We start from the raw sequence: 21,545 nt of genomic DNA, 5'->3' as shown, positions 1-21,545 counted from the left end.
CAACACTACCCTTACGAAATGAGAATTATTTTATTCGTCTTGGTAAGGATTGGAACAACCTGATCGCTTATTAAGCACCAAGTACACATCATTCTTTTTCTACTACTTTTAGCGCCTTAGTCATGACAGGATCTTTATGTGTCAGTACCTCCTGAATAGTGGGGACAGTTGTTGGTAATTTATTCCAGGATGCTTATGTCCGCTACTCATAAATCGGGTGTGGTAGTCGAAGGAAACACCCACAATTCTAAAAGGCCTGGAACTGTAGCAGGTCGATCGTATAAAATTTAAGCGTCTTGGCCGAAAGGTTCTTCTCGTACCGACAATGATTGAAAAACTCCGTCATCGCATCTTTAAAAATAAGCATAAGTATGGGTATCTAAGTGAATAAGGCCGAAGATGGCTCAATCCCGGGACACCCTATATATATTTTAATATTATTTGGATATTAAGCTTCTATTTTTCTTATATTCAGGGACTTAAACCAAAGGCCATGAGTTCACAATCCAAAATCAAAAACGGTGTCACTGTTAAGGCTTATTGCGGGGATGCGATGACGCTTTTAGCATTTGACTTAACTGAAAATCTGATAAAAGACTGTGTGGGGTTCACCATTCAGTTCAAAACGCCATTGGGTCATACCTTTTATTTGCCGAATCGTTTGAGTTTTACTGCCGCGCCCGTACCTGTGCCGGGCCAGTCGCCGCAACCGATGTCCTCGCATTCTTCGCTGGATTGCCCGATACAGAAATTTCGCTGGTTGCATGTGCCTTATTCGAGCAAGGAGAATACGGTGGAGTTTGGTAGTTATACCTATTATGTTATGCCACGGTATTGGAAAAGTAGCGCGCTGCAGCCTTTGGACGCTAATCTTACGGTTGATGTTTCCTTGGGATTAAACCCTTTTGTGAAAGATAAATTATCAATTTCTTTTACCCGCGGTTTTATGATCTCGCAGGCTTATTCTCGGAGGTTCGGTAACGACACCAGTTTATCGCCGGATGAACGAAAAATATTTTTTGATACCAGTCAGGTCAGCGGGCCCTATCCGGCCACAAGCGGTAATGTGGGTAATTTTAGCTATGCCGACCAGTTTGCCTAGATGGGCTGGCAGGCACGCAACGCGATCCTGAATTTGATTAAAGAAGTGACTGATGATGCCACCGGAAAGAAATCACTGGATGTGCTCGCCTATGACTTTTCGGAACCGGATATTGCCAAAGAACTGCTTGCTTTAGGCGTAGCCGGTAAAGTGCGCATCATTTTAGATGATCATGAAACGGACACGACGGACAAGGCTTATCTCGTCAAAAAAGATTTCGAGGATCAGTTTCGCGCCACCACACCGCAAGGGGTCCTTGTGCGGGGTTCTTTTAGCCGCCAGGCGCACTGTAAGGTGATGATCCTGAAAGATGACAACAAAGCCATCAAAGTACTGACCGGGTCCACCAATTTTTCCATCAACGGGCTTTGTGTCAATGCGAACCATGTCCTGATCCTGGATGACGAAAAAGTCGCCGACCAATATCTGCAAATATTCGAAGCCTCGCTGAGCCTGCTATCGAAGCAGCCGACCTGGACTATAAAAAAATTGAAGGGGCTATCCTTGTTTACCGATGACTTTAATATCAACCGGCCCGGACTGCCCAAAATGACGATCTCCTTTGCACCACATACCAAGGAAGCGGCGACGCGTATACTGGATCAGGTGAATGCCGTCATAGACGCTGCCCAGGGCAGCGTATTATTCGCCGTGATGCAACTGACCAGAGTGACAGGCGGATCCGTCGTCAAGAAATTGCGGGATATGCACAACACTCGCGCGCTTTTTAGCTACGGCATTACCGATATGGCCGACGATATCGCGGTTTACCGGCCCGGCGCCACGCGGGCACGGCTGGTCAGCACGCAATTGCTGGCGTCCACACTGCCAAAGCCCTTTAGCAAAGAGGTAAGCACCAGCCAGGGCCACCGCGTCCACCACAAAATGGTCGTGCTTGATTTCAACGACGCTAACCCCATCGTGATCTGCGGCTCATCCAACCTGGCCCAGGGCGGCGAAGAACAAAACGGCGACAACCTGCTCACCATTTACGACAAAGATGTCGCCACCGTTTTCGCCATCGAAACCATCCGCCTCATCGACCATTTCCACTTCCGCGCCGCTATCGCCACGGCGACCGACCGCAAACCGCTGCTGCTGAAACAAAACAACTCCTGGCTGACCGATGCCTACAAAGACGGCGAAATGGACTGCACCGACCGCAAATACTTCATCAAGTGAGCGGTACGAACCAATATACAGTCGACCTGCCGGCGGGAGTGGTCATCTATGATAGGGGCGAATAGCGTTCCATGGAAACACTGAGTAGTTTAAATTAAAAACCAAATTGCTAGCTTAAACGAATGAATGCGGCTTTCGCGCATGATTTGAGCGAACCTGCCTACGCACTGGGCAAACATTGATATAACCTACAACCCGTTACGGGATAGGAGCGACATCTGCGTAGCAAATATGGCGAATAGCCCGGTCCCAGCGGTAGCCGGGAAACGGCATAATAAATCCTGACAATAGTCGTATCTTTTTGACAATACGTTCTTTCACTTGCTGGGCAAAGAGGATATTACCCGTAATTTGATTTTTTAACCAGTCGTTTAATATCCTTGATCCATATTTTTCGGCCATCCGTTTCCAAAATACCATCTTCTTTAAATTCCTTTAACAGGCGGATCACATTTTCCTGGGCAATCCCAGCCAAACTAGCCAGATCCATCCTGGAGATATTTAAAATAATCTCTTGCTCACCGGATCCTTCATCTTTAAACTTTTCCCTTAACACGATCAGCGCAATGGCAAGCCGTTCTGTCGCGGTCCTTTGTGAGATCACGGAAATACCATTGGCCAGCACACTAAACTCATGGCTCAGTGTTTTCAACAAGCGTCGGGCAAAAACGGGTGATTTATCTAAAATAGTTAAAAAATCTTCTTTAGGAATAAAACTAACTAGGCTATCTTCCAATGTGGCGGCAGAATCAGGACAACGTTCTTCCGCTAAGATCGCATGGTATCCGATCAGTTCGCCTTTGTTGGCTACATAGATGATCTGCTCCCTGCCACTCCTGTCAACTTTATACTTTTTTATTTTTCCCTGGTGGATAAAATAAATACCGGAAGGCACAACACCTTCCTTGAAAATGATCTCACCTTTTTGATATTTCTGCGCCCCCTGCCGGGAGATCAAAAAGTTGTAATCTTCTTCTGAAAGGGTATTTAGAACAGACTGTGTTGTGAATTCCCATTTGTCAATTGGAAAGATTCCAGATAGGCTCATGGTACAAAGATACGAATTTATTGAAGCCTATTTGGTCAGCTGCCGTGAGCCGTGTGTGTAAAACGCTTAACACCGGGAAGATATAACGTCGATATTTATCGGCAAAAACTGATAAATATCAGCCCGTATGCTGATGTCTTACCATAACGTTGCGGGTGCTAAAGCTCTAATTTTGTGTATGATGAAAGATGATCCGTTTTTGCCTCTGCCACTCGGTTCCGGGGATCAGATCAAACCAGAAATAATCCGATCGCTGAAACGCGACACGGTCAATAAACTCTTATTTAGCAACAATACGGAATTTGATTGGCTATGCCCCAAACATCTTCAATTATTATCGCTCAAACATTTCACTCCATTGCCTATTGCTCAAAAAGCTGCCCAGTTCTTATCTTTACCTAACACCAGGGTGCTCGATATTGGTAGTGGCACCGGTAAATTCTGTTTGACCGCGGGTTATCATTTCCGGGAAACTTTTTTTTACGGAGTGGAGCAAAGACATGAATTACATCATTTGGCAGAGGAAATTAAAAGATGCACGAATCTGCCAAATGTGAATTTCCTTTACGGGAATGTCACCCAGATTAATTTTAAAGAGTTTGATCATTTCTATTTTTATAATTCATTCTATGAGAATATTGATCAAATTAATAAAATCGATGATACGATCGAATTATCAGAGGGGCTATACAACTACTATACCCAATACCTTTATATGGCGCTGAGTGCAAAGCCTTCAGGTACGCGCCTGGTCACTTTTCACAGTTTAGAACAGGAGATTCCTCCTGACTATAGGTTGGCAGATGTTTCCTACGATACTTTGCTAAAAATGTGGATCAAAGAATAGCCCAAATAAATGTATTCGGATTTTTAACTGCTCTCTCCGGAGTTTTGAAACGATAAAAAAGACAGCAATATGCTTCATGATACATTAAGTCCGTCCCTTTTTGACAAAGACCATATTTTTGACGATCTCTACCCCGAACATATCCAGGCATTATCGGCTATGCACTGGACCTCTGTTGATATCGCTAAAAGGGCGGGAGAATTCCTGGCCATTCCAAACGCCAAAGTATTGGACATCGGGAGCGGCGTTGGAAAGTTTTGCCTGGTAGCGGGCTTTTTCCATCCAGAAACGACATTCTGCGGTATTGAACAGCGGAGCGAACTATTTACCTTCGCAGAAATAGCCAGGGAGGAGATTGATTTACCCAATGTGAATTTCCTTCACGGCAACCTGATTGATCTGGACTTTGATAATTACGACCACTTTTATTTTTATAACCCTTTTTACGAAAACATCGAACCCCACAGCCGGATCGATTATGCTGTAAAAACTTCATTTGAGCTTTATGACCGCTATAGCCGGTTTGTTTATGAAATGCTGGACAAAAAGCCACCGGAAACAAGGTTGGTAACATTCCATGGGGCCGATAGTCAAGTTCCCCTAAGTTACCAGTTGGTCGGTAATTCCTATAGCAGGTTCCTGAAAATGTGGATCAAGGAATGAGTTCCTGAACCGGTATTGTAATTCAAGTATTTATAAAGAAAGCACTGCATTGATTAAATAAGGAATGGTAAAAACATCAAAATCACGGGCTATGCTGCAGGCCAAATGCCCGCGCTGCCGCAGGGGAAACATGTTTGAGGGGGCCACTTACAGCCTCGGCTCTAACAAAATCAACCTGAATTGCCCGCATTGCCAAATGGTTTTTGAGATCGAACCGGGTTATTTTTATGCGGCGATGTATGTGAGCTATGCCATGAATGTCGCAGAGGGAGGTTTTTTATGGGTAGCTACTTTCCTGGTCACCGGAAATAATGATTCACCCTGGCTATATCTTACCATGATCCTTGGCGGCTTATTCATCCTTTCACCGCTGAATTTCCGTTACTCCCGTGTGATATTGCTTTACTGGCTGTCACCAAAAGTACATTATCATCCCGAACTTGATATAGATACGCCTGTTGATGGGAATAATTATAAATGGTTTAAATAATGAGCACCATAATAAATTTGTTCAAACCAAAGTTGATCGATACTCTTAAGGATTACACACCGGCGCAATTTTACAAAGATATAGTGGCTGGTGTAATTGTAGGTATCGTGGCCTTGCCTTTAGCGATAGCCTTTGCCATAGCCTCCGGTGTATCCCCTGACAAAGGAATTTTTACCGCTATTATTGCCGGGCTCGTCATATCCGCTTTGGGAGGCAGTCGGGTACAGATCGGTGGACCTACGGGTGCCTTTATCGTCATCGTCTATGGCATCGTCCAGCAGTTCGGCGTCAGCGGTTTAGTTATCGCCACTTTTATTGCCGGAATTCTATTGATCATCACGGGGGTGGCCAAATTGGGCAATACCATCAAATACATTCCTTATCCCCTGATCATTGGTTTTACCACCGGGATAGCGGTCATCATTTTCTCATCTGAAGTCAAAGACTTTTTAGGTTTAAAAATGGGAAGTGTTCCAGCTGATTTTATTAGTAAATGGATAACATATGGTCAGCACTTGTCTTCTGTAAATCTATATGCTGTATTCATCGGGGTCTTTACTTTACTGACCGTTTTGCTGTGGCCCAAAATAACCTACAAGATCCCGGGCTCATTAATCGCTATTGTGATCAGCACATGGGCAGTTTGGTTCTTTCATCTACCAGTAGAAACCATTGGTAGCCGTTTCGGGGCTATCCCTTCTTCTTTACCACGCCCGGTAATTCCAGGCATTAGCTTGGCAACTATCCAGCAATTGATCAGGCCTGCCTTTACCATCGCATTGCTGGGCAGTATCGAGTCTTTATTATCAGCGGTTGTCGCGGATGGCATGACCGGCGGGAACCACCGTTCTAATACAGAACTGATCGCTCAAGGATTTGCGAATATCTGCTCTTCCATTTTTGGAGGCATTCCTGCAACCGGCGCGATTGCAAGAACAGCCACTAATGTTAAAAACGGCGGACGAACACCCATTGCTGGGATCATCCACGCTATCACCCTGCTCCTGATTATGCTTTTTGTAGGCAAGTGGGCGGCACTGATCCCCATGGCAACGCTTGCAGGTATATTGATCGTGGTCGCCTGGAATATGAGCGAGATGGAAAATTTCATTGCGGTATTTAAAGGCTCAAAAAGTGATGCCGCCGTTTTACTGACCACCTTCGGGCTTACCGTCCTGGTGGACCTGACCGTTGCTATTGAAATTGGAATGATCCTGGCTGCATTCTTGTTTATGCGTAAAATGATGCAGACAAGCTCGGTACAGCAGGCTTTTTTTTCGAAGGATCAGTCACCTGATGTTGAACTTAATAGTAAAGATATTCCAAAAGGTGTTGATGTTTTTGAGATCAATGGCCCATTCTTTTTTGGTGTTGTCTATAAATTTAAAGATGCGATGAAAGTACTGGAGAAGCCAGCGCGGGTATTGATCATCCGGATGGGGAACGTACCTGTTATTGATGCGACTGGTATCAGGGTATTGAGGGATGTTCATGACGAAATAAAAAAGAAAGGAACAAAACTCATCCTCTCCGAAGTGAATAGTAAACAGGTACTGGCTGAGTTAAATAAAGCACGTTTGTCATTTCAGATTGGGAAAGCCAATATCAGAGACACTTTTGAAAAAGCTTTAAAACGGGCGAGTGACGTTTTATAAGAAGCCATTATTTACCAAATGCATCGACAGCGAAATATGAATTATCCTGAACAACTAAACTATACAACGGGCCATCAATGGATCCGTTTTGAAGCACAATATGCTTTTATGGGCATAACGGATTTTGCGCGAAAGGAACTAGCGGACATTATTGTTGTTACTATCCCTTATTTGAATAAACGGTAGAAAAAGAGCGGTTTATAGGCAGCATTGAAGGAGCCAAAACAGTATTGGACCTGTTCATGCCAATAACAGGGATTATTGTGGAGATCAATCCTGAGATACTCAAAAAATCTGGATTAGTGAACAATGAGCCTTATCATGCCTGGCTCGTTAAAATAGAACCAGCCATATCTGACCATGAAAAGCAGTTACTGATAGCTGATGAATATAAGACCCTCATCTGGCAGTTGAATAAAACGAAGATAAATGTATAAGAAACTTCATCAATAGGATAACACAATTTACTGACACATTAGCAATTAAAGCCAAAGAACTTATCCTATTTCGGGGCTTGGCCAAGACACTGAAGTAATCATTGGCGGTAACCCGGTATTGATGCTTGGTCTTAGATATGGTAGCGCAAGGTTATAGCCCTGCTTATCGTCAGTATCAATCCCGGTTCAAGTGATCTGTTCTCTTCCAGACCTACTTCCATCCACAATTTATCTTCATTCAGGATAAGTGTATAACTTTTACCATCTAAAAGAATTTCAATGGCAAGATTCTTTTTACTCGGAGCGGAGATAATATAATAGATATAGTCTTGCTGATTATAATTTACACGTAAAGGAAATTCGATCATAGTTAAATAGAAATAGAGTTGAATCACTGGGTATATAAATGAGAAATAACGGATACCAGATCCCCAACACAAATATTTATCGTGAATGCCCGTTGACCATATGGCTTTGTGATTGATGCGATTGTTTGTTAAAAGGACTCATCAAATAACTCATTAAACAGATAACTTTCTCTATAAGTTATTTTACCGGCTATAATTCCTTTTTTATTGAGTGACAAAACCACAATAAAATCATTCACCCTAACCGATGGTAAAAGCTTATGTAATTCGACCATAACTTGATCTTTAGCTATGCTTATCACAGCCCTGGAAGCGGATACTTTTACAAAGTCAGCAGCGATCCCGCATAACAATCTAAATTAAAATTACAGGCTATAAGGGGATGATCAAAAATAAACCCGGCTTTATGCAGATCATACCCTATAAAGAATTGATCCTTGATGCTACTTCCTTTTTTTGATAAACTCATCAGGTGTTTTGATATCCGGTTCTCCTTATTTCCTTTCAATGGTTTCGGTCTCCCGATAGTCAAAAGTACTTTAAAGTTCAGCCGCTACGGGAATAAAATATCAGCCCTGATACTGATATTTATCAGGTTGTGCTACCTGTTAAGCACTTGAACCACTATCATAAAATAAGCCAGGTCAGTTCTGACCTGGCTTTTTCCCAAAACAATTTTTAAACTATTATTGATTGTTTTTCTTTTCTGTGACTTCTTTACGAATATCAGTTGCAATAACTTTTAATTGTTGCATGGCATTTCTAAGCCGGGTTCCCGCAGCTTTGTTGCCTTTTTCGTAAAAGCTGACCACGTCGCTTTCTGCAGAAGCCACCAGGTCTTTTACCGATTTGAATTTTTCCATATGTTTTTATTAAGTAAATGAATGATGTTTGTTCTTCGCTCCTTTTTGAAAACAAACATCTAAAATTAAGATTTTTTAGTATAAACAGTTTTTCGGACAAGCATTGACCTCCCTTTTTATCATTCGGGCCAATATTGCCATCAACAAAATACGGGGTTGAATGAATGACTATTTTATTTGGCTTTGCACAACGGGGAGCCGGCAGACACAGGCTTCCAACAACTGCCCCGGATATCTATCAACACCACTGTTCCGGATGCTGTAGCATCAATAGCAACATAACCTAAAGCGATCCTCGTTTTTAATGTCGAAGATTGGGTACCTGAGGTAATCGTTCCTATAGGTTCACCATCCAGGTTCAGGACGCGGTAACCGAGGCGTGGGATACCCCTCGCTGTCATCCGGATCCCAGCTAATTTCAGTTTCGTTCCGATTTTTTTTTGCTCTTGTAAAATCGCTTTGCCGTTAAAATCTTTATTGAATTTGGTTATCCAGCCCAGCCAGGCTTCCAAAGGCGTGGCATGATCGTCAATATCGTTGCCATACAAACAATAACCCATTTCTAATCGGAGGGTGTCCCGTGAGGTACTACCTCCTGCTGTATGTCTTTGTCTCTGCCCGTTCCCTGGGCAAAGGCAACCTGGCTGCGATCCGTATAAAGATAATACGTCTCCAGCTTGGAAATAATTTCTACGGGGTTGGTTCTTGTATACCAGGCGCCTGCGATCCGCTTCACGAATTGCGCGCCCATTTAATAATAAATATGAAAATCACTTCTATGTAGACATTGTCGGGAATGTAGAGATAGATTTTGAGAGTTTTGTTACGAGATTTGAATCGGTAAAACAACGCTTGAATTATGTCTGATTTTTGATTTACCAAGCGCTTTATAAAGATTCCCTATAAGACATTGATGTTTCGATGAAAACTGCTGCAAAAGATAATCTCTATTGTTTAGTCGCCAAAACGTAACTGTGGGTCAGTTATTGGATGAACAGCCTAGAATATATCGCCATTATTAATCTTTTCCGCAATACCAGCCGCCAGTTCTTCCTGCTTCGGACTCTCATTAGCTTCCTAATCATGCATAATTAATATGCTGATAATGAAAACAATACAATTGATGTAAAAATTCAACAATCGATTGCGATAAAATGTTATTAATGGCAAAAATTAATCAATTATTTATTTTTTATTAATCGCCAACTCTTGATTCGTATAAAATTATAAACCCGATACACTATCTGTTTCCGTCCCATTGGCAACCGGCCAGTGTATCTTATAAACCAACAAATTATGTATCGCTATCACCTTTACCCGCCGTAGGTATGCAAATGTAGTACACTGCCATTTGCCCGAAAAAGGTAAACCAAAAACCAATAAAAACTTAATCATTACAGAGAATCAATATGAAAAAACTTAGATACTTACTTATCATTTTCTTTCTTTTCCCGTTAAGTTTGCTTGCACAGCAAACCACCATCGGCGGAAAAGTTATAGACTTAACCGATGGGGCCACACTTCCGGGGGTAAGTGTAAAAATTAAAGGAACCTCAACCGGCGTCATTACCGATGCTGACGGAAAGTTCAAGCTTAGTGTACCTGGACCCAACACCGTTTTACAACTGTCATATATCGGTTATGTAACTCAGGAAATTGTTGTTAAAGACATTGAGGATGGTACCATAGCTTTAAAGACCACGAATAAAAGTCTTGACGAGGTAGTAGTTGTAGGTTACGGTGTACAAAAAAGGGCAACCATAACAGGCTCTGTGGCAACACTGCAAAGCAAAGAGATCACCACTACCAAAAATGAAAGCGTAGTGAAAATGTTAACCGGTAAGATACCGGGGGTATGTATAGTTCAAACAACCGCCGAACCGGGCACTTACGCTAATAATTTAAATATCAGGGGGTACCAGGGAGCTCCGTTAATTGTAATTGATGGTGTAATTGGCGGCGACCAGTCAACTATTGGCCGTATGGACCCGAATGAAATTGAAAGCATTTCGGTACTAAAAGATGCTGCGGCTTCTATATACGGTATGCGTGCGGCGGGCGGCGCGATATTGATCACTACAAAAAAAGGTTCAAAAAATGGGAAGCTCAATATCAACTATTCGGTAAATGATGCTATCCAGACTTTTTTGGGAATGCCCGAAGGCGTAGGTGCTGTAGATTTCATGATGCTTACTAACGAGAAGATTAAGCGCGATTTTGCCAATAACTTTGTGCGCAACGTAACTCCGCAATTTTCTTATGCCGATATAAGGCCCTGGATTGACGGCACTTACAAATCGCCTGATTGGACTGATATGGTTTTCAGAAAACCTAGGTCCCAGTTTGGTAACCATGCGGCAAAAAAGCTAAATTAGTGCTCTAATCATGCTCGACAATTTTTTTAATAAACTATCAAAGACGATAACGCTGACAGAAGCTGACAAAGCAATTTTCAGGCAGCATGTTAGTGTAAAGAGGCTGAGAAAACATCAATATCTGTTGCAGGAAGGAGAAGTTTGTAAATCGGTTGCCTTTGTATGTAAAGGTATGCTCCGCTCTTATCTGGTGGACAAAAAAAATAATGAACACATTATACAATTTGCACCAGAGGGTTGGTTTATTTCCGATCTAAACAGTTTTATAATGGAAGATATTTCCAATCTGAATATTGAGGCAGTAGAAGATTCTGAATTGATATTGATAAGCAAAACTGCACATGTATATCTGGAAACCGCTGTTCCCGGATTTTACAAGTTTAATTATATGCAGTATCGCGGTGCCTATATGTCGCTGCAAAAAAGATTAACAGACATATTCATGTTGTCGATCGAAGAAAGATACACCAAACTCTTAAGTATATACCCTGATATTACGCAGCGAGTACCACAACACATGATCGCTTCGTATCTCGGGTCGACACCTGAAACGCTAAGCCGTGTTAGAAAAAAAATCTTTGTAAAAAAAGACTAACGCATTGATTCATTGATTGAAATCAATATTATTTCTTGATTCATGTCAAGATATTGGAATTAATTTCCCTCTATTTTTACACTGAAACTTCCAGTCGTCAAATTAAGCATTGAAATGCAGGTATGTCAGCGCCGAGGTATTCGTTTAACTAAAGAAACCCATTATTAAAACATGAAGAAATTATTACCGTTTGCGGCGATGCTGCTTTTACAAACCTCATTATTTGCCCAAACCACCACCTGGAAAAATGATAAAATGCATTCCAGGCTTAAGTTTACTGTTACCCATCATTTGCTTTCGGATGTAGATGGTTTGTTCAAAAAATTTGATGTGACCATAACAGCAGCCAAACCCGATTTCAGCGATGCCGTTTTTGAGCTTTCAGCAGACGTGTCTTCAATCAACACGGAAGTTGAAATGCGTGATAATGATCTGAGAAGTGCTAACTTTTTTGATGCCGCGAAATATCCGGCTATCATTTTCAAAAGTTCATCAATAAAGGCAGACGGAGCAAACAAGTATAAGCTTACCGGCAACCTTACCATGCATGGCGTTACAAAACCTGTAACAGTGGATCTTTGGTATCGTGGCACAAAAGAGAACCCAAATAGCAAAAAAAACGATGCCGGTTTCAAATTGAGGGGTACATTAAAGCGTTCAGACTTTGATATTGGTTCGGGCACTCCCAACGTACTTGTAAGCGACGAGGTTGAAATTGAAGCCGACGGAGAGTTTGCAAAAGCTAATTGACAGTTCCGGTCATGCAACTTAGATTCATGGGTCAACATGATGCGCGCAAATCACGGAATCAGGCCTATTATCTATTAAAAACAATGCGCTCTTGGTTGCCATTTTTCTTAAATTACAATATGATGAACAAATACATCATTGCCATTGCAGTTGTATTAGCCACTCTTGTCACTAACCGGGCTTTTGCTCAATTACCCGTGATACCGCTTGCAAATCAAAAATCCTTGTTACAAAGCGGCGACCCTAAACTTGCGGCCAATAAAAAACTGGTGTACGATTGCTGGCGGGAAGTGTTGGAAGCTGGCCATCTTGAATTAGCAGATAAATATCTTGCCGAAAGCTATATGCAACATAACCCAAATGTTCCCACAGGACGAAAAGGATTTGTTGAATTATTTTCAAAATTTGCAAAACCCAGGCCAATTGTGGATACCATAAAAGCGCCTGTTGTCGCTATTGTAGCCGAGGGCGACCTGGTGGTAATAAGTTTTGCTGCGAAATTGCCGGAACCAACCGACAGCACGAAGACCTATACTACAACATGGTGTGACATGTTTAGGATTGAAAACGGCAAACTGGCGGAACATTGGGATGGGGCGCAAAAAACAAAGAATTAATATTGTTCTGCCGGTTTAGCCGCGGAAAATACAGATAGTGAAATTACAGGCGGACGGATCAGGGAACTGAATAACATCTGTTCAAAATCATTTAATACTAAATTATGTACGTGTCAAACAGAAGGAAATTCTTAGTGCAGTTGTCAGTTATTACCGCGGCTATTACCCTTCCTAAATTTGCGAGGTCTTCAGTTCAGGCTGATGATGAATTCGTAATAGCCGAAGCCGTTGAGGGCAAGCTCAGGGGGATCAGAAAGGATGGGGTTTGTTTATTTAAGGGCGTTCCTTACGCCGGAAGGCTCTCGGGCGACAGGCGGTTTAAAAGGCCTGCCAAACTGGAGCCATGGCAGGGTGTCAGGGATGCATTGGAGTTTGGGCCGCCGGCTATTCAGGGTGACACTTTCAACCCCTCTTCAAGAGAAGATTGCTTGTTTCTTAATATCTGGACACCTGCTAATGATGGCAAAAAGCGGCCGGTAATGGTTTATAATCACGGCGGCGGTTTTGCAAACGGCTCGGGCGCGGCACCGGGCCAGGATGGTACAAACCTGGCAAAACTCTTTGATGTAGTAGTTGTAGAAACAAACCACCGGCTGGGGTTAATGGCTTTTCTGTATTTGGAAGATATTGCAGGCCCGGAATATGCGGGTTCTGGTAATAATGGCCTCCTGGATATTGTTGATGGCTTAAAATGGGTGAAAAAGAATATTGCAGCTTTTGGTGGAGATCCCGGCAATGTGATGATTTTTGGAGAATCAGGCGGTGGCGCAAAAACAAGCTGTTTATATGCTATGCCGGCAGCGGCGCCCTATTTTAATAAAGCCTCTATCGAAAGCGGGCCGGGGCTTAGGATGCTGCCAAAAGAAGCGGCAATGGAAATGACCAAGCTGGTATTCCAGGAACTCAACATCGATCTGAAAGACTGGAAAAAAATCCTTGATGTCCCCGTTAAGGATCTGATTGATGTTCAAAATAAAGTTCCCCGACTTATGGCCAACAGCGACTACATCCGCAAACACGGCGTTGTTGGTTTCGTTCCTAACAATTTTGCACCGGTAGTAGATGGTGTTGCACTGCCCCACGATCCTTTCGATCCGTTTGCGCCGGAGATATCAAAAGATAAGCCGCTGATGACCGGCTGGAATGAAGATGAATGGGCATTTTTTGCCATGTATTCACGCGATGTAGGCCCGCTGAAAAGCGATTTTACATTTGAGGCATTGCAAGCAAAATTTGAACCGGAGTTTGGCGCTGATACGAAAAAAATAATTGAGACCTACAGGCGAACCCGGCCGAACGCTTCGGCAAGTGATATTTGGATGGCTGTAAAATCAATTAATATGATGGGGCTTGGAACGATAGCCATCGCAGAAAGAAAAGCGGAGCAGCACGGCGCGCCTGTATACCTGTATAACTTTGGCTATAAATCGGAAGCGAAAATCCCTGATACGGATTATCCTTTTGGTACGCCGCATGCCATGGACATTACATTCAAATTCAATAACGAAGTGCCGGGGGCAAAGCCCGGTTTTTTGAGCGGAAGCAAGCCTGAGCGCTTTGTTGCATCACATCATATGGCGGAACTGTGGACGACCTTTGCCCGGACCGGCAAACCTGCCGCCAAGGATGTTCCCGAATGGCCTGCCTATAACTTGAACGACAGGCCAACCATGCGCATTGATACAACTTGCGAAGTAATCAATGACAGGTTTAAAGAGGAACTGGCTATGTGGCGGTCTATCGGGCGAATTAGCTATCACCCGCTTAATTCAAGGTGAACGCATGATGCGTTTGGCTTTCCAATCGCCCCAGGCGACCGTTACATCTAACACCTCAGTCAATTCTTCACCAAAAACGCTAAGATAATAACTAACCTACGGCGGATCACGTTTTCAGTACGCCTTATCAATTTAATCTCAGTTCATCGCATCATTCACTATCTTGCTATCCACAAACTGTTCAAAGGTTATAACTTCCCATCTTTCAATTTCCATACATGGGCTACCCTGGCTTCAAATGGTTTGCCAGTATTTTTATAGGTGCCTGTATAGGTGCCATAGGCAACCACTTTATCATCCTTTTTTCAGGTGGAACATTGGCTTCTATTTTGGCTGGAATAATTCGATCAAATTTCCCGATGGATCGATAAGCAATATTTGAGAGCCGCCGGGACCGGTAATGATATCATTACGAAAGTGCAATCCCTCCGATTTAAGTTTAGCCACTTCAGCTTCCAAATCGTCAAAAATAAGTTGAAAACGATTCCATCCGCCAGGAACAGGTAGTGATCCGTCAGGCATCGCTCTCCCGGCAGAACTCGTCCTCGAACTTAATAATAATCTTGCGTTTCCTTTGGTTACTGCTGCAAACGCAGGAGCGGCATTTGTCATCAGTGTAAAACCAAGGTATTTCGTGTAAAAGTCAACTGCGCTGTCAACATTTTCTACGATGTACCGGATATTTACGTTATTGGTATCCATAAGAAAAATTTTATCAGTTGAGATTAGTGTTTACTTTTCTATAACGAAGAACCAGCCAGCTAAACGTTATTCCAGCCAGGCTGAGTATCAGCGCAAAAATCGCTCCGGCTTTTCCGCTGCCAGATCCGAAAACAGCGCCAACAGAATTACTGAGGTGAAGTATGCCAAGGATAACTCCAGTCAACCCTAATGTTAAAGCAATCATGGCTCCATTTTTCCCTTTACCTGGCCCAATCTGTTTAATCGAGCGTCTCCTTGCAGACAATCCAATGATTAAGCTTCCTAGTCCCGCAGCAACGCCAACGAGCGCTTTAGCCCGTCCAGGGGTTACACCTTTTACATAGGAAGTGTTTTCCCCTTTTTGACTTGTTTGTGAAAATGCTTTTTCAGTTGGCAAAAACGATAAGCCACTTATAATGCAGACCGATAAGATATAAAGAATATAGTTTTTCATATGAACCTTGTTTTGATGTAAAACTATCTTTCAGGAAACCATGGAAATTGTAAAAAAGCGACATTTTATTTTTTAAACTCAATTGTGCCCCGGTCAGTAGCCGCGATCGTTTCTGGTTTGAAATAGTCTTTCGGACTATAACCAGAAAATTTTTGAAAATCGTGGATGAAGTGCGATTGATCATAATAGCCATAATCGTATGCTATTTGAACCAATGGTTTATTTTGAAAAGGTTTATTTAGGAGTGAGTTAAACCTCATAATCCGCAAAAACAATTTGGGATTGAAACCGGAAAGTTCCTTAAATCTTCTCTCAAACTGTCTTAATGATAGAAAGTGATCATCGGCTAAAGTTTTTACGGAAGTTATTGGCTGTGTCCCGGAAATCATCTTGATGAATGAAAGGGTCTTTGAGTATTCGGTATGAATGTTCTTCAGCCGCGCTTCCAAAAAGTTAGATACAAGTTTAACCCGTTCGTTATTGTCCGGAGCCAACATTATTTTTTCTTGAAGAATTTCGCCGTCATTACCGCAGAGCATTTTCATATCTGCATAGTGGTTTGTTAGCTCATTTGCCGGGATGCCAAATAGTTGCATAAAAGCTTGAGGATATAAATAACAGGCAAAAATTCCGAAATCTGCGTTGGAGGCTACCTTGCTAAAGGTCTGCGTCTGTCCATAAATCCCGGGAGATAATGTTTGTTCCTTTTCAGACTCAGACATGTATTTGAATTGACCTTTGTAGCAAAAAATAAGTTCAGGACACGAATAGGCAAACGCGTGATGCACAAATGGGTTATCTATTGAAGCGTTACCCTCTAAAAACCAAAAGAACCGCACATGGTCAGTAAGTTGTAGTGGAGGTTGAATGATTTTAAAGTTCATTTTTAGTTGTTTAAGTCATTTGCCAACTCGCCTAACCTTCGCAAACTGTCCCGGAGATGTACTCAGGAGTTAGTTGTGATCAATAACTAGATCCATAGCTCGTTTACGCGAAGGATCATCTAATAAATTAACGATACCCCAATTAAAAATCTGATCGATCAGTCCGCGTAACGAGGATCCTTTTTCAGTTAAAAAGTAGAAGACTTCTTGCGGATAGCTGCTTACTCTGATTTCCCGCTCAATAAGGCCTTGATTTTCCATCTCTCTCAATTGTTCCGTTAGTACCTTTCTGCTGATCTTTGGCATCCGCTTTTGCAGCAAACCAAATCTATTAATATCATGCTGAACAAGATAAAGAATGATGGGTTTCCACCTGCCGCTTATCAACTCGATGGTTTTACCAACCGGACAACTATAAGTATCATATTCTTTTGCCTCCATAATCCCTTTGAAAAAAGTTAATAGTTACCGTTTGGTAACTTCTTGATTGCGTTATAGGTACAGCTTAGTTTTGCTTTCACAAAAATAAGATATTTTATGTTGGGCATATCAAATCAGGAACAAAGAAAGGTAACCTTTTACAGTATTATACTAATGACACTAACCTCGGTACATCACATATACGGCGCGATAATATACCATACGCAATGGCGTTTGCACGTACTGCTGTTAAGCGTCCCGGTAATTATCATTACATTATATTTAAACTGGTTACTTAGTCGAAATGGCAATAGCGGTAATCGTTACTCATTTTGGATATATTGGACGATTACCTTATTAGTCCCGATTATTCTGATCGGCTTGTTTGAAGGTATATACAACCATATCCTAAAAAATATCCTTTTTTTTGGCGGTGTGTCAAAAAATAGCATGAGCAAGCTTTTTCCCCCGGGAATGTATGAAATGCCCGACGATATCTTTTTTGAAATAACGGGCATGATGCAAGGAATAGTTGCGGTTGTGCTCACCGTGTATTTTATCCATTTAACCAAACGGATGACGCAAACAAAAGACCGTTAATGATTTAATAAAAATAATTGTGTTACGCAGTTTTCTGTTTTTAAAACGATTTAACATGAAGCATAAAGTTCCAATGATACTTTCTTTATTGCTTTGTTCATTTTTGTGGTTTGAAATCTCCTTCAGAATAGCTCAGTTTTTCAGGAAAAAGCATCCCTACTAAATATCCTTGCCCTGCAACGGGCGGATCATCAAATAACCGATGCAACATTCTCGGGTTTAAAATGGCCTTTTTTGCTATCGGCCGAATGCTTAAAGGTTCTAATTTTGTTCCATGATTTTGTTCAGCTACATCCCTTAGATGCGCCGACGGGCTACATTCTTAGGCATATGGGACGTTTAAAAAAGTTCCTCAACGGCAGTGTTCGGTCAATGTTATAGTGGTTAATAAAGCTGTAAAGCGTTATATCCTTCCTGAACTTTCTGGTTAACGCCGTGTATCTGTTTCCAATTTAACAGGCGTATCGGCGTCAGAAACAACAGCTATCTTCCAACATTATCACCCCACGTCAAATTATTTAAAAAAAGTTTGACAGTATCTAAAAAGTTTTTACTTTTATAACATAATAGACCAGAATAGACCAATTAAATCAAAATCAATTATGAAAAGAAAAGTACCTAAAACACTGGGGCTTGTTATGTTTTGCTGTGGCATGTTATGCAGTATTCAACAAGCTTTTTCCCAGCAGCTTAAATCAATTTCGGGGCTCGTGAAGGATGAGCAGGGGATACCTATGCCCTCGGTAAGTGTAAGCCTTGTGGGCACTTCGCAAGGCACCGTTACAAATACTGATGGGGCTTATAAGCTCAGTGCGCCCCAAAATGCCATGCTTTTATTTTCTTTTATCGGTTATGAAAAACAAACGGTAAAAGTCACCGCCAACTGGGACGGTAACGTAATCATGGTCCCGGATAAAAAAACAAAAGACCTGAATGAGGTTGTTGTGGTGGCCTACGGTACGCAAAAAAAAGCTAACCTAACCGGTTCGGTAGCTTCAATCGGCTCAAAAGAGCTGCAAGACAGGCCCGTTACCAATCTTAATGACGCTTTACAGGGCACCATGGCCGGCGTTACTGTTACCACAACCGGTGGACAGCCAGGCACTTCGGGTAACATTAATATCCGCGGTATCGGAACGTTAAACAACAGCGATCCGATGGTGGTAGTTGATGGGATCATCGGTAGTTTATCAGATGTGAACCCGAATGATGTGCAGTCTGTTTCAGTATTGAAGGATGCGGCATCAGCGTCAATTTACGGATCGAGAGCTGCTAATGGCGTGATACTGATCACTACCAAACGTGGTAAAAGCGGCAAAATGCAGGTAAACTATAATGGTTATTTTGGTAAACAGAAACCATCGAACCTGCCCGATTTTTTACCATCGTGGCAGGCGGCTACCCTTTACAATCAGGCTCTGGCCAACGAAGGACAAACTCCTTACTGGACAGCCGACGACATCACCAAGTTTAAAAATCAAACTGACCCTGACACTCACCCAAATACCGACTGGCAAGGTTTCCTTTACAAAGGGAGCGGCTTTCAGCAAAATCATGCTGTCAATATCAGCGGGGGAGATGAGAAAACTCAGTACGCCTTTTCACTCGGTTATTTTCAGCAGGATGGTATTATCGCGAAATCAAATTTCAAAAGATATTCTACCCGTATGAATATCAATTCGGCCTTAACAAAAAACTTTAGTGTTAACGCCAACTTATCGTTTTTATACGCGCCAACTGAAGCGCCTGATGGTTTGGGTGGTGGCGATATCGGCGGTATTATAGGTACAACGGCCGCCATGAGCAGCACAGTGGTAAACCAGTATAAAAACGGAGTTTATAACTACCTGTCGTTTGGTAACCCTATTGCCTGGCTTAATTCGCCGGGGTATAACAATAATCAAAATACGCTTTTTACAGGTAATGTAGGTGCCGTTTGGGAACCGCTTAAGGGTTTGCATTTCAAGCCATCATTTGCATACAGGTACAATGCGAACCCCGCGCAGGAATTTAAACCGGCGGATGTTTACTATGATCCGAAAAATCCTTCATCGATACTTACTACCATTAGCCAAAGCTCACTGGCTAATGCTAATGTGGTTAACAGCTACTACAACCTGCAGGGTTTGCTGGAGTACGACAGGACTTTTGGTAAACATAGTATCAATGCATTAGCGGGCGCTTCGCAGGAACTTACCAATTACCAGTACCTGTATGCCTACAGGCAAAATTTTTTAAATGGTTCATTGTCACAAATTGACGCGGCGCCATCCTTAGGTCAGCAAAATGCCGGTACAGCCAGTCAATTAGCTTTGTTGTCATATTTTGGTCGCGTAAGGTATTCGTACGATGATAAGTATTTGCTGGAAGCTAACATTCGTGACGATGGTTCATCGCGTTTTGCCAGGGGGCAGCAATGGGGCGTATTCCCTTCTTTTTCGGCGGGTTGGAACATCTCGAAAGAATCGTTTTTCGAATCTTTATCCAATACTATTCCCCTGCTTAAGCTAAGAGCTTCATGGGGTAAATTGGGTAACCAAACTTTGGTAAATCCTAATAACGGCAGCCAAACTTTGGCGAGCATGGGCGCACTGAATATAGTTAGCCCTTACCCTGCGATCTCCGTTATTTCGAGCGGGCAAAATTATTCATTTAACCAAACCCTGGCACCGGGTATCGCACTTAATAATGGCGCTAATCCCCTGATCACCTGGGAAAAATCGACCACTACCGACGTTGGCTTCGATATGGAACTGCTGAACAGCAAATTGAGTTTCACAGCCGATTACTTTGTTAAAAACACCAACGATATCCTGCTGCAACTGCCGGCCAGCAATGTTTATGGTTTTACCACACCTTACCAAAACGCAGGCTCGGTACGTAACAAAGGCTGGGAGTTTGCTGCCGCGTACCGCGATAAAATCGGTAGTGTTTCGTACAACATAGCGGTAAACGCGTCATTCATTGCCAATAAAATAACTGATCTGGCCGGTACCGGCTCTATCTCGAGCGGACTGGTTGTTGGCGAGCCTATCAAAGCCTTTTACGGTTACCAGGTTGAAGGTATTTTTCAGACACAACAACAAGTAGCCCAACATGCTAAACAAAGCGGTGGTGTTATTGGTCCAGGCGATTTGATGTACAAAGATATCAGCGGGCCTAACGGCACACCCGATGGTGTTATTGATGGTAACGACCGTGTATACCTGGGTACGCCTTTCCCAAAAACAACATTTGGTTTTACACTTGGCGCAGGCTGGCATGGTTTTAATGTAAGTGCCTTTTTCCAGGGAGCTTTGGGTGTTAAAAACTATGTTCAGGGCTTCGAGTTAGGTTCATTGCAACAGCCTAACATCGGCAATCCAACTAAGGCATTGCTCGATGCCTGGACTCCTGAAAATACTTCGGCTACTTTCCCAAGGTTATGGTCAACGTATTCGCAAAATAATCCGCAAAGCTTTGTATCATCTTTTTGGGTTAGGAATGCTTCTTATTTAAGGCTCAAAAATTTATTGGTAAGCTATAACATTCCAGGCAAACCACTGCAGCGAATAGGCGTGAAAGGAGTGAGGGTTTATTACAGCGGGCAGAATATCCTCACGTTCACCAGTTTTTATAAATGGGTTGATCCTGAAACCAGCGCCGGTAACAACGCGTACGGCTCTTATCCGCAGTTAAAAACTAATACCCTTGGTATCGAGGTATCATTTTAATT

The 21,545-nt window shown here is 42.5% G+C and carries 23 protein-coding genes and 1 pseudogene; 15 read left to right on the top strand and 9 right to left on the bottom strand.

Annotated elements, in window-relative coordinates:
* The first annotated feature begins 493 nt into the window (after positions 1–493).
* Together J2W55_RS22835 and J2W55_RS22830 are read left to right on the top strand one after the other, a co-directional pair.
* The gene (locus tag J2W55_RS22835) at positions 494–1,102 is read left to right on the top strand and encodes a hypothetical protein (protein WP_310101698.1); all 609 of its coding nucleotides are present in this window, start codon (positions 494–496) and stop codon (positions 1,100–1,102) included.
* Positions 1,103–2,284: a phospholipase D-like domain-containing protein gene (locus tag J2W55_RS22830; protein WP_310101695.1), complete on the top strand. Its 1,182-nt coding sequence runs from the start codon at positions 1,103–1,105 to the stop codon at positions 2,282–2,284. It begins immediately after the preceding gene.
* A gap of 340 nt (positions 2,285–2,624) precedes the next feature.
* Here the strand turns inward: J2W55_RS22830 and J2W55_RS22825 are convergent, their stop codons facing one another.
* Positions 2,625–3,332 (bottom strand): Crp/Fnr family transcriptional regulator, encoded by a 708-nt coding sequence (locus J2W55_RS22825; RefSeq protein ID WP_310101692.1) that lies wholly within the window; start codon positions 3,330–3,332, stop codon positions 2,625–2,627.
* Between the two features lie 178 nt (positions 3,333–3,510).
* Between J2W55_RS22825 and J2W55_RS22820 the strand changes: the two genes are divergently transcribed.
* The 6 genes and pseudogenes from J2W55_RS22820 to J2W55_RS22800 form a co-directional block, all read left to right on the top strand.
* Positions 3,511–4,179, top strand: a complete 669-nt coding sequence (locus J2W55_RS22820; protein ID WP_310101688.1) for a methyltransferase domain-containing protein — start codon at positions 3,511–3,513, stop codon at positions 4,177–4,179.
* A 69-nt stretch (positions 4,180–4,248) separates the two neighbouring features.
* The gene (locus tag J2W55_RS22815; RefSeq protein WP_310101685.1) at positions 4,249–4,842 is read left to right on the top strand and encodes a class I SAM-dependent methyltransferase; all 594 of its coding nucleotides are present in this window, start codon (positions 4,249–4,251) and stop codon (positions 4,840–4,842) included.
* A gap of 64 nt (positions 4,843–4,906) precedes the next feature.
* Positions 4,907–5,332 (top strand): DUF983 domain-containing protein, encoded by a 426-nt coding sequence (locus J2W55_RS22810; protein WP_310101681.1) that lies wholly within the window; start codon positions 4,907–4,909, stop codon positions 5,330–5,332.
* Positions 5,332–6,987, top strand: coding sequence for a SulP family inorganic anion transporter (locus tag J2W55_RS22805; protein ID WP_310101679.1), 1,656 nt, complete (start codon positions 5,332–5,334; stop codon positions 6,985–6,987). Before J2W55_RS22810 ends, J2W55_RS22805 begins: the two co-directional genes overlap by 1 nt.
* 18 nt (positions 6,988–7,005) lie before the next feature.
* On the top strand, positions 7,006–7,173 hold the full coding sequence (locus J2W55_RS25835; protein ID WP_374726379.1) for a biotin/lipoyl attachment domain-containing protein: 168 nt from the start codon (positions 7,006–7,008) through the stop codon (positions 7,171–7,173).
* Between the two features lie 8 nt (positions 7,174–7,181).
* Positions 7,182–7,424 (top strand): annotated as a pseudogene (locus J2W55_RS22800) (glycine cleavage system protein H); the annotation flags it as partial.
* A gap of 131 nt (positions 7,425–7,555) precedes the next feature.
* On the opposite strand, the gene J2W55_RS22795 reads toward J2W55_RS22800, so the two are convergent.
* The 4 genes from J2W55_RS22795 to J2W55_RS22780 all read right to left on the bottom strand — a co-directional run bounded on the left by J2W55_RS22795 (position 7,556) and on the right by J2W55_RS22780 (position 9,391).
* Entirely contained in the window at positions 7,556–7,792 is a 237-nt protein-coding gene (locus J2W55_RS22795) for a hypothetical protein (protein WP_310101676.1), read from the bottom strand.
* Between the two features lie 686 nt (positions 7,793–8,478).
* Complete coding sequence (locus tag J2W55_RS22790; protein WP_310101674.1) at positions 8,479–8,655, bottom strand: BF3379 family histone-like protein; 177 nt, start codon at positions 8,653–8,655, stop codon at positions 8,479–8,481.
* A gap of 173 nt (positions 8,656–8,828) precedes the next feature.
* Positions 8,829–9,215, bottom strand: a complete 387-nt coding sequence (locus tag J2W55_RS22785) for a glycine cleavage T C-terminal barrel domain-containing protein (protein ID WP_310101671.1) — start codon at positions 9,213–9,215, stop codon at positions 8,829–8,831.
* A 2-nt stretch (positions 9,216–9,217) separates the two neighbouring features.
* Positions 9,218–9,391: a hypothetical protein gene (locus tag J2W55_RS22780; protein WP_310101668.1), complete on the bottom strand. Its 174-nt coding sequence runs from the start codon at positions 9,389–9,391 to the stop codon at positions 9,218–9,220.
* A 673-nt stretch (positions 9,392–10,064) separates the two neighbouring features.
* On the opposite strand from J2W55_RS22780, the gene J2W55_RS22775 reads away from it, so the two are divergent.
* From J2W55_RS22775 to J2W55_RS22755, 5 genes are all read left to right on the top strand, one after another.
* Complete coding sequence (locus tag J2W55_RS22775; RefSeq protein WP_310101666.1) at positions 10,065–11,030, top strand: carboxypeptidase-like regulatory domain-containing protein; 966 nt, start codon at positions 10,065–10,067, stop codon at positions 11,028–11,030.
* Positions 11,031–11,040: 10 nt separating this feature from the next.
* The gene (locus J2W55_RS22770) at positions 11,041–11,625 is read left to right on the top strand and encodes a Crp/Fnr family transcriptional regulator (RefSeq protein WP_310101662.1); all 585 of its coding nucleotides are present in this window, start codon (positions 11,041–11,043) and stop codon (positions 11,623–11,625) included.
* Positions 11,626–11,796: 171 nt separating this feature from the next.
* Positions 11,797–12,375, top strand: a complete 579-nt coding sequence (locus J2W55_RS22765) for a YceI family protein (protein ID WP_310101659.1) — start codon at positions 11,797–11,799, stop codon at positions 12,373–12,375.
* Positions 12,376–12,494: 119 nt separating this feature from the next.
* The gene (locus tag J2W55_RS22760; protein ID WP_310101654.1) at positions 12,495–12,992 is read left to right on the top strand and encodes a nuclear transport factor 2 family protein; all 498 of its coding nucleotides are present in this window, start codon (positions 12,495–12,497) and stop codon (positions 12,990–12,992) included.
* Between the two features lie 110 nt (positions 12,993–13,102).
* Positions 13,103–14,770 (top strand): carboxylesterase/lipase family protein, encoded by a 1,668-nt coding sequence (locus tag J2W55_RS22755; protein ID WP_310101651.1) that lies wholly within the window; start codon positions 13,103–13,105, stop codon positions 14,768–14,770.
* A gap of 324 nt (positions 14,771–15,094) precedes the next feature.
* Here J2W55_RS22755 and J2W55_RS22750 read toward each other — a convergent pair whose 3' ends face one another.
* The 4 genes from J2W55_RS22750 to J2W55_RS22735 form a co-directional block, all read right to left on the bottom strand.
* Complete coding sequence (locus J2W55_RS22750; RefSeq protein ID WP_310101647.1) at positions 15,095–15,472, bottom strand: VOC family protein; 378 nt, start codon at positions 15,470–15,472, stop codon at positions 15,095–15,097.
* Positions 15,473–15,485: 13 nt separating this feature from the next.
* Complete coding sequence (locus tag J2W55_RS22745; RefSeq protein WP_310101644.1) at positions 15,486–15,926, bottom strand: DUF6223 family protein; 441 nt, start codon at positions 15,924–15,926, stop codon at positions 15,486–15,488.
* Positions 15,927–15,991: 65 nt separating this feature from the next.
* Positions 15,992–16,810, bottom strand: a complete 819-nt coding sequence (locus tag J2W55_RS22740) for a DUF6597 domain-containing transcriptional factor (protein WP_310101642.1) — start codon at positions 16,808–16,810, stop codon at positions 15,992–15,994.
* A 69-nt stretch (positions 16,811–16,879) separates the two neighbouring features.
* Positions 16,880–17,251, bottom strand: coding sequence for a winged helix-turn-helix transcriptional regulator (locus J2W55_RS22735; RefSeq protein ID WP_310101639.1), 372 nt, complete (start codon positions 17,249–17,251; stop codon positions 16,880–16,882).
* Positions 17,252–17,404: 153 nt separating this feature from the next.
* On the opposite strand from J2W55_RS22735, the gene J2W55_RS22730 reads away from it, so the two are divergent.
* The gene (locus J2W55_RS22730) at positions 17,405–17,830 is read left to right on the top strand and encodes a hypothetical protein (protein WP_310101636.1); all 426 of its coding nucleotides are present in this window, start codon (positions 17,405–17,407) and stop codon (positions 17,828–17,830) included.
* A 602-nt stretch (positions 17,831–18,432) separates the two neighbouring features.
* Positions 18,433–21,543, top strand: a complete 3,111-nt coding sequence (locus J2W55_RS22725) for a SusC/RagA family TonB-linked outer membrane protein (protein ID WP_310101634.1) — start codon at positions 18,433–18,435, stop codon at positions 21,541–21,543.
* Positions 21,544–21,545 lie beyond the last annotated feature (2 nt).

It is taken from the genome of Mucilaginibacter pocheonensis, assembly GCF_031456535.1.
Classification (GTDB): Bacteria; Bacteroidota; Bacteroidia; order Sphingobacteriales; family Sphingobacteriaceae; genus Mucilaginibacter; species Mucilaginibacter pocheonensis.
This window is presented reverse-complemented; position numbering and strand designations above follow the sequence as displayed.

What these genes read in the sequence shown, in the direction of transcription:
- J2W55_RS22750 (WP_310101647.1), bottom strand. Translation starts at nt 15,472, where the DNA reads ATGGATACCAATAACGTAAATATCCGGTACATCGTAGAAAATGTTGAC.
- J2W55_RS22740 (WP_310101642.1), bottom strand. Translation starts at nt 16,810, where the DNA reads ATGAACTTTAAAATCATTCAACCTCCACTACAACTTACTGACCATGTG.
- J2W55_RS22730 (WP_310101636.1), top strand. Translation starts at nt 17,405, where the DNA reads ATGACACTAACCTCGGTACATCACATATACGGCGCGATAATATACCAT.
- J2W55_RS22825 (WP_310101692.1), bottom strand. Translation starts at nt 3,332, where the DNA reads ATGAGCCTATCTGGAATCTTTCCAATTGACAAATGGGAATTCACAACA.
- J2W55_RS22795 (WP_310101676.1), bottom strand. Translation starts at nt 7,792, where the DNA reads ATGATCGAATTTCCTTTACGTGTAAATTATAATCAGCAAGACTATATC.
- J2W55_RS22760 (WP_310101654.1), top strand. Translation starts at nt 12,495, where the DNA reads ATGATGAACAAATACATCATTGCCATTGCAGTTGTATTAGCCACTCTT.
- J2W55_RS22790 (WP_310101674.1), bottom strand. Translation starts at nt 8,655, where the DNA reads ATGGAAAAATTCAAATCGGTAAAAGACCTGGTGGCTTCTGCAGAAAGC.
- J2W55_RS22765 (WP_310101659.1), top strand. Translation starts at nt 11,797, where the DNA reads ATGAAGAAATTATTACCGTTTGCGGCGATGCTGCTTTTACAAACCTCA.
- J2W55_RS22810 (WP_310101681.1), top strand. Translation starts at nt 4,907, where the DNA reads ATGGTAAAAACATCAAAATCACGGGCTATGCTGCAGGCCAAATGCCCG.
- J2W55_RS22770 (WP_310101662.1), top strand. Translation starts at nt 11,041, where the DNA reads ATGCTCGACAATTTTTTTAATAAACTATCAAAGACGATAACGCTGACA.
- J2W55_RS22805 (WP_310101679.1), top strand. Translation starts at nt 5,332, where the DNA reads ATGAGCACCATAATAAATTTGTTCAAACCAAAGTTGATCGATACTCTT.
- J2W55_RS22815 (WP_310101685.1), top strand. Translation starts at nt 4,249, where the DNA reads ATGCTTCATGATACATTAAGTCCGTCCCTTTTTGACAAAGACCATATT.
- J2W55_RS22725 (WP_310101634.1), top strand. Translation starts at nt 18,433, where the DNA reads ATGAAAAGAAAAGTACCTAAAACACTGGGGCTTGTTATGTTTTGCTGT.
- J2W55_RS22835 (WP_310101698.1), top strand. Translation starts at nt 494, where the DNA reads ATGAGTTCACAATCCAAAATCAAAAACGGTGTCACTGTTAAGGCTTAT.
- J2W55_RS25835 (WP_374726379.1), top strand. Translation starts at nt 7,006, where the DNA reads ATGCATCGACAGCGAAATATGAATTATCCTGAACAACTAAACTATACA.
- J2W55_RS22735 (WP_310101639.1), bottom strand. Translation starts at nt 17,251, where the DNA reads ATGGAGGCAAAAGAATATGATACTTATAGTTGTCCGGTTGGTAAAACC.
- J2W55_RS22785 (WP_310101671.1), bottom strand. Translation starts at nt 9,215, where the DNA reads ATGGGTTATTGTTTGTATGGCAACGATATTGACGATCATGCCACGCCT.
- J2W55_RS22745 (WP_310101644.1), bottom strand. Translation starts at nt 15,926, where the DNA reads ATGAAAAACTATATTCTTTATATCTTATCGGTCTGCATTATAAGTGGC.
- J2W55_RS22820 (WP_310101688.1), top strand. Translation starts at nt 3,511, where the DNA reads ATGATGAAAGATGATCCGTTTTTGCCTCTGCCACTCGGTTCCGGGGAT.
- J2W55_RS22830 (WP_310101695.1), top strand. Translation starts at nt 1,103, where the DNA reads ATGGGCTGGCAGGCACGCAACGCGATCCTGAATTTGATTAAAGAAGTG.
- J2W55_RS22775 (WP_310101666.1), top strand. Translation starts at nt 10,065, where the DNA reads ATGAAAAAACTTAGATACTTACTTATCATTTTCTTTCTTTTCCCGTTA.